Annotated in this window: 4 protein-coding genes and 1 pseudogene; all 5 read right to left on the bottom strand. The window is 71.8% G+C overall.

All coding sequences use genetic code 11. From position 1 onward, the window contains the following. Positions 1-203: 203 nt before the first annotated feature. A complete protein-coding gene (locus tag EEJ42_RS35170; RefSeq protein WP_123106279.1) occupies positions 204-923 on the bottom strand; it encodes a class I SAM-dependent methyltransferase in 720 nt (239 codons plus the stop codon). Positions 924-1,057: 134 nt separating this feature from the next. After that, positions 1,058-1,759, bottom strand: a complete 702-nt coding sequence (fomD, locus tag EEJ42_RS35175; protein WP_123106280.1) for a cytidylyl-2-hydroxypropylphosphonate hydrolase — start codon at positions 1,757-1,759, stop codon at positions 1,058-1,060. 68 nt (positions 1,760-1,827) lie between these two features. After that, on the bottom strand, positions 1,828-3,219 hold the full coding sequence (locus EEJ42_RS35180; protein ID WP_123106281.1) for a class II fumarate hydratase: 1,392 nt from the start codon (positions 3,217-3,219) through the stop codon (positions 1,828-1,830). A gap of 78 nt (positions 3,220-3,297) precedes the next feature. Further along, positions 3,298-5,535, bottom strand: a complete 2,238-nt coding sequence (locus tag EEJ42_RS35185) for a bifunctional polysaccharide deacetylase/glycosyltransferase family 2 protein (RefSeq protein WP_123106282.1) — start codon at positions 5,533-5,535, stop codon at positions 3,298-3,300. Then, positions 5,532-5,827, bottom strand: a pseudogene (locus EEJ42_RS35190) (hypothetical protein); the annotation flags it as partial. The gene EEJ42_RS35185 and the pseudogene EEJ42_RS35190, both read right to left, overlap by 4 nt.

Genomic DNA, 5,827 nt, shown 5'->3' on the forward strand with positions numbered 1-5,827 from the left:
CCCGGCTCCTGGCCGGGGGCGGCCGTCTGCCGCACGGCGGTCCGCGGGTCCGGGACCGCGCCGTGCGCGTCCTCGGGCGCGCCCGAGGCGGCGGCAGGGGTGGCAGCCTGTCGCCTGTTGTGGGAGGTGGGGTGCTCCGTCACGCGTGGGTTTCCATCCGTCCGGGGCCGTGCGCCCCCGTCTCGTCGGGCGCGCACCGAGTGTCAGGCACGTCGTCGGCAGTTCAGATAGAGCTGGATCTCGGGTGGTACGTCCGTGCTGGCCGGGGCGTACGCGTGCGAGTCCTCCCCGGTGATCTCGAAGCCCGCATCCGTCACGACCTGTCGAAGTTCGTCCCGCAGATAACCGGATACCCGGACCGAGTTGCCGAGGAACGGAATGGCGAAGTCGTCGACGTCCGCCTCGACCATGCCGAGTCCCAGCAGCCCGCCGGGTCTCAGCACGGCGTGCAGGGCGCGCAGCGCGTACGGGATCTCCGGGCGGGGCAGCAGCAGCAGCGAGAAGTAACAGGCGATGCCGTCGAACGGGCCGATTTCCTTCGAGCCCCCGGGGCCGTACCGGCCGCCGACTCTCAGGTCGACGATGTCCACCTGGTGGAATTCGGCGTCCGGCACGTTGTCCCGGGCCAGCTTCAGCATTCCGGGCGAGATGTCGATGCCCGCCACCCGGTGTCCGGCGTCGGTCAGCTGACGGGCCGTGGGCAGACCCGTACCGCAGCCGACGTCGAGCACGCGGGATCCGGGCGGCAGCGTGTCGGCCAGCCACTGACCGGCCGCGACCTGGCCTTCCTTGTGAGGGAACGCGTCGTCGTAGCGGTCGCCTATCGCGTCGAACGCCTCTGCCTGACCGCTGCGGTCGAGCGCCAGGCGGTCGAAGTCCTCGTAGCCCGCATAGCCGTCGCCGTAGTCGTCCTCACCGCTCACGACTCCCGCCCCTCCTGTGACCTTGCGTCAGATCATGCGCATCGCCCGTGAGTTGCGCCTTTGTCTTGTTTCCCGCATGTGCAGTGTTCCGGACGACGATCCTACGTTTGAAACACGGGGACACAGCAAGAGGTTCAGGACCTCGAGTGCGCCGACGTACGCCCCCTGTCGATACGGTCCCAGTCCGCCGGGAGAACGGGTACCGTCCACGACGGATCCGGACGCCACTCCTCCCACCCCTCCCGGAACGGCGCGTCCCAGGAGTCGATGAGCCGTACGGCGGCCCGGCCCGCCGCCCGTACCCGCTCGGCCTGCTCACCGGGCATCAGACCGGCCCGCTGCGCCTGCGCGAACTCGTCCTCGTCCTTCCATTCCCAGCTGCGGTCCGGGTAGACCGCGATGTCGAGGAAGTGGTCCTCGGAGTCCACCCCGCCGCTCCAGCGGGCGAGCGGCTCCTCCAGGTTCACGTACCAGTTCTTGAACTGCCAGCCGCGCTCCCAGAACAGCCACACCGACCAGGGCTCGCCGGGCCGGGCCAGCTTGAGCACGCCGGTGCCGAACCACTGGGACAGCGCGGTGGTGCGCGGCTTGGTGTAGCGCGTGGACAGCGGCTCGCGGTGCACCTGCGTACCGTCGGCGAGCTGCGGCTTGACGCACGCCGTACCGGGTGCCAGCCAGACGGCCAGCACCTCCGGGGTGTCCCGGACGACGGTCACGGGACGGCAGATGTGGATGGCGTCGGAGGCGTTGGCGCGATAACGCCAGAGGATGTGGTCCCCCGGCGCCCATCGGGCGCCGCCCGCCATGCCCGTCGTCTCCACGATGTCCGCTGTCATGAGCAGATCTTAGGTGCGACGGCGCCGCCGTGCCGTGACCTATGCCGCACGCACAGTACAACAGGGGCTTACGGATGCGTCATGCGCAGCACGTCCAGCGCCTCGTCCAGCTGCTCCCGGGTCAGCAGACCGCGCTCCACATAGCCCGACTCCAGCACCACCTCGCGGATGGTCTTCCGCTCGGCCAGGGACTTCTTGGCGACCTTCGCCGCCTCCTCGTACCCGAGGTAACGGTTGAGCGGGGTGACGACGGACGGCGAGGACTCCGCGTACTCCCGGGCCCGCTCCGCGTTGGCGGTGATCCCGTCGATGGTGCGGTCCGCCAGCAGCCGGGAGGCGCTGGTCAGCAGGCGGATCGACTCCAGCAGATTCTTGGCGATCACCGGGAGCATCACGTTCAGCTCGAAGTTCCCGGCGGCCCCGGCCGTGGCGACGGTCGTGTCGTTGCCGGTGACCTGGGCCGCGACCATCAGGACGGCCTCGGGGATCACCGGGTTGACCTTGCCCGGCATGATCGACGAACCGGGCTGGAGGTCGGGCAGCGCGATCTCGGCCAGGCCGGTGCGCGGACCGGACGCCATCCAGCGCAGATCGTTGGCGATCTTGGTGAGGCCGACCGCGATGGTCCGCAGCTGGCCGGACGTCTCCACCAGCCCGTCCCGCGCGCCCTGCGCCTCGAAGTGGTTCCGGGCCTCGGTCAGCGGCAGCCCGGTGGCACGGGCCAGCTCGGCGATGACGGCGGCCGGGAAGCCGGGCGGGGTGTTGATGCCGGTGCCCACGGCGGTGCCGCCCAGCGGCAGCTCCGCCAGCCGGGGGAGCGCGGCGCGCAGCCGCTCCACCCCGTACCGCACCTGCGCCGCGTAGCCGCCGAACTCCTGGCCCAGCGTCACCGGAGTGGCGTCCATCAGGTGGGTGCGCCCGGCCTTGACCACCTCGGCGAACGCGGCCTCCTTGCGCTCCAGCGCCTCCGCCAGGTGGTCCAGCGCCGGGATGAGGTCGGCGGTGACGGCCGCGGTGGCGGCGACGTGGATGGAGGACGGGAAGACGTCGTTGGACGACTGGCTCGCGTTCACATGGTCGTTGGGGTGCACCGGGCGGCCCAGCCGCTCAGTTGCGAGGGTGGCCAGCACCTCGTTGGTGTTCATGTTGGACGAGGTGCCGGAGCCGGTCTGGAACACGTCCACCGGGAAGTGGTCGTCCCAGCGGCCCTCGGCGACCTCCGCGGCCGCCTCCGCGATCGCGGCCGCCATGTCCTTCTCCACCACGCCCAGCTCGGCGTTTACCAGCGCCGCCGCGGCCTTGATCCGGGCCAGCGCCTCGATGTGCGCCCGCTCCAGGCGCTGCCCGCTGACGGGGAAGTTCTCCACGGCGCGCTGGGTCTGGGCGCGCCACTTGGCGTGGGCGGGCACCCGCACCTCACCCATGGAGTCGTGTTCGGTCCGGTAGTTCTCTTCGGTCATGACGACACCTCCGTCCAGCACAGCGTTGCCCTGCCACGCCGTCTTCCCGCACCGCCGGGGACGGAGCGGTGAGCTGGGTCACCGTACGGCCTCCGGGGTGCGCGGCGCCTCCACCTCACCGGTGCGCTTGAGCTTCTGCCAGGGCAGCAGGGCGCCGGTGGCCGCCGTCACGCACGAATGCAGCAGCACCAGGTACATCAGCTGCCGGTAGACGATCTGCTGGAGCGGCAGCACGGCCAGCGCCCGGTACCGCTCGCCGTCCAGCCGGAAGGCGTACGCCGCGCCCAGCAGCTGCACCAGCAGCAGCGCGCCCCACGCGGCGAGCGACCGCACCGGGTCCACGAAGATCACCCCGTACAGCGTGAACAGGTCGATCAGCGGCGCGAACAGCGGCGTGACGATCTGGAAGAGCACCACCAGCGGCATCCCCACCCGGCCGAACCGCCCCGAGGGCCCCCGGTCGATCAGCGAGCGGCGGTGCTTCCACAGCGCCTGCATGGTGCCGTAGCTCCAGCGGTAGCGCTGCTTCCACAGCTGGCCCAGGGTGCCCGGCGCCTCGGTCCAGGCGCGGGCGTGCTCCTGGTACACCACTCGCCAGCCCGCCCGGTGCAGCGCGATGGTGACGTCGGTGTCCTCGGCCAGGGTGTCGGCGCTCATGCCCCCGGCGTCCAGCAGCGCGCGGCGGCGGAAGGCGCCGATCGCGCCGGGGATGGTCGGCATGCAGCGCAGCAGGTCGTACATCCGCCGGTCGAGGTTGAAGCCCATCACGTACTCGATGTGCTGCCAGGCGCCGATCAGCCTGCGCCGGTTGCCGACCTTGGCGTTGCCCGCGACCGCGCCGACCCCGGGGTCGGCGAAGGGGCGGACCAGTTCGCGGATGGTGGTGGGCTCGAAGACGGTGTCGCCGTCCATCATCACGATCAGCTCGTGGCGGGCGTTCGCGATGCCGTTGTTCAGCGCGGCGGGCTTGCCCGCGTTGGGCTGGCGCAGCACCCGCACGTTCGGCAGGCCCATCGCCTCCACGATGTCCGCGGTGCCGTCGGTCGAGCCGTCGTCCACGACCAGGATCTCGATCGGATGGGTGGAGGCGGCGAGCGAGTTCAGGGTGTGGGCGATGCACTCCTTCTCGTTGTACGCGGGCACGATCACGCTCACCGGATCGTGCACCTCCTGCACCAGGGTGTAGCGGCGCCGGTCCCGGGAGCGGCGGTGCCACCAGGCCAGACCCAGCATCAGCAGCAGCCGCCCGAACACCGCGAAGCCGACGACCCCCAGCATCCCGATGAGCACCGGCAGCGCGTGCTGGGTGGCCTGCGCGGCCCAGATCAGCGTCCGGCCCTCCCACACCCGCACGGCCGGGGCCGGGTGGTTGGCGCTCCGGGCGTCGAGCGCGCCGGTGATGGTGGTGAACGTGTAGCCGCGCGCCGCCATCCGGTGGATGTAGCGCTCCAGGGCCTTCACGGTCCGCGCGCGGTTGCCGCCCGCGTCGTGGAAGAGCACGGACGCGCCCTTCGTGCCGCGGGGGGTGGCGTTCTGGACGATCTCCTTGACCGGGGGCCGCCGCCAGTCCTCGCTGTCGGTGTCCACGAACGCGCTGACGTAGCCCTTGGCGCCCACGTGCTGCTGGACCGGCCAGGTGCGGTCGTCCAGCGCGGAGACCTCCGAGGCGTACGGCGCCCGGAACAGCGAACTGGTGACGCCCGCCGCGCCCGCCAGCGCCAGCTGCGACTGGGCCAGTTCGCGGTTCATCCGCTGCTTGTCCTGGTAGGACAGGTCGACATGGGAGAAGGTGTGCACGCCGATCTCATGTCCGGCCGCCACCATCCGGCGCACCAGCCCCGGATGGCGGATCACCATCTGACCCAGCACGAAGAACGTCCCCGGCACGCGGTGCTTGTGCAGCACGGCCAGGATCTCCGGGGTCCAGCGCGGGTCCGGGCCGTCGTCGAAGGTCAGCGCGATGGTCTTGGCGGGGATGGAGTGCTCGGTCGCCTTCCCCTTCCGGTCGAAGGTGATGACCGGCCCGCCGTTGCGCAGCCGCTCGGGGACGCTGCGGTACGAGTGTGCGGCGTGCACCCGGGCGTCGTTGCCGATCTCGGCGTACAGATAGCCGTCCAGCAGCAGGGCGCAGACGATCGCGAGCAGCGTGGCCAGGGCGAAGGCCACCCGGGTGCGGGTGCGCAGCCGAACGCGCCCCCGGAGGCGGGCCGTCCGGGGCTTGCGGGGCCCGGGCGTCCGATTGCCGGGCGTCATGCTCAGCGTCACGAGTCTGCGGCCGCGCGGCCGCGGCAGCTTCAGCGGTCTGCCGCCGCTCATGTCGCCCTGCCGCGGAACGGCATGAGCGTCTGCCAGTTGATCCCGCCGGGCGAGCCGATCGGTCCCCACGCCGGGGGCTCGGGCTCGTTCACCGGGGGCTCGGCCTGGCCCTTGCCGGGGTTCTGGGGGCGGTCGGGGCCCGGCTCGGCAGGCTTGCCGGGGTTCCCGGGCCCCGCGGCCGGGGGCTTCTTCACCGGATCGGGCGCCGGATCCACCGGCTTCCGGGGCGGCTTGTGGGGCGCCGGGCGCGCAGGGGCGGGCTTGTGGGGCCGCGCGTGCTGCGGCGCCTGGC

Origin of the sequence: Streptomyces botrytidirepellens (assembly GCF_003721215.1) — a bacterium.
Taxonomy (GTDB): Bacteria; Actinomycetota; Actinomycetes; order Streptomycetales; family Streptomycetaceae; genus Streptomyces; species Streptomyces himastatinicus.

Excerpts from the sequence above, each read along its gene's own strand:
- fomD (WP_123106280.1), bottom strand. The coding sequence starts at position 1,759 with ATGACAGCGGACATCGTGGAGACGACGGGCATGGCGGGCGGCGCCCGA.
- EEJ42_RS35180 (WP_123106281.1), bottom strand. The coding sequence starts at position 3,219 with ATGACCGAAGAGAACTACCGGACCGAACACGACTCCATGGGTGAGGTG.
- EEJ42_RS35185 (WP_123106282.1), bottom strand. The coding sequence starts at position 5,535 with ATGAGCGGCGGCAGACCGCTGAAGCTGCCGCGGCCGCGCGGCCGCAGA.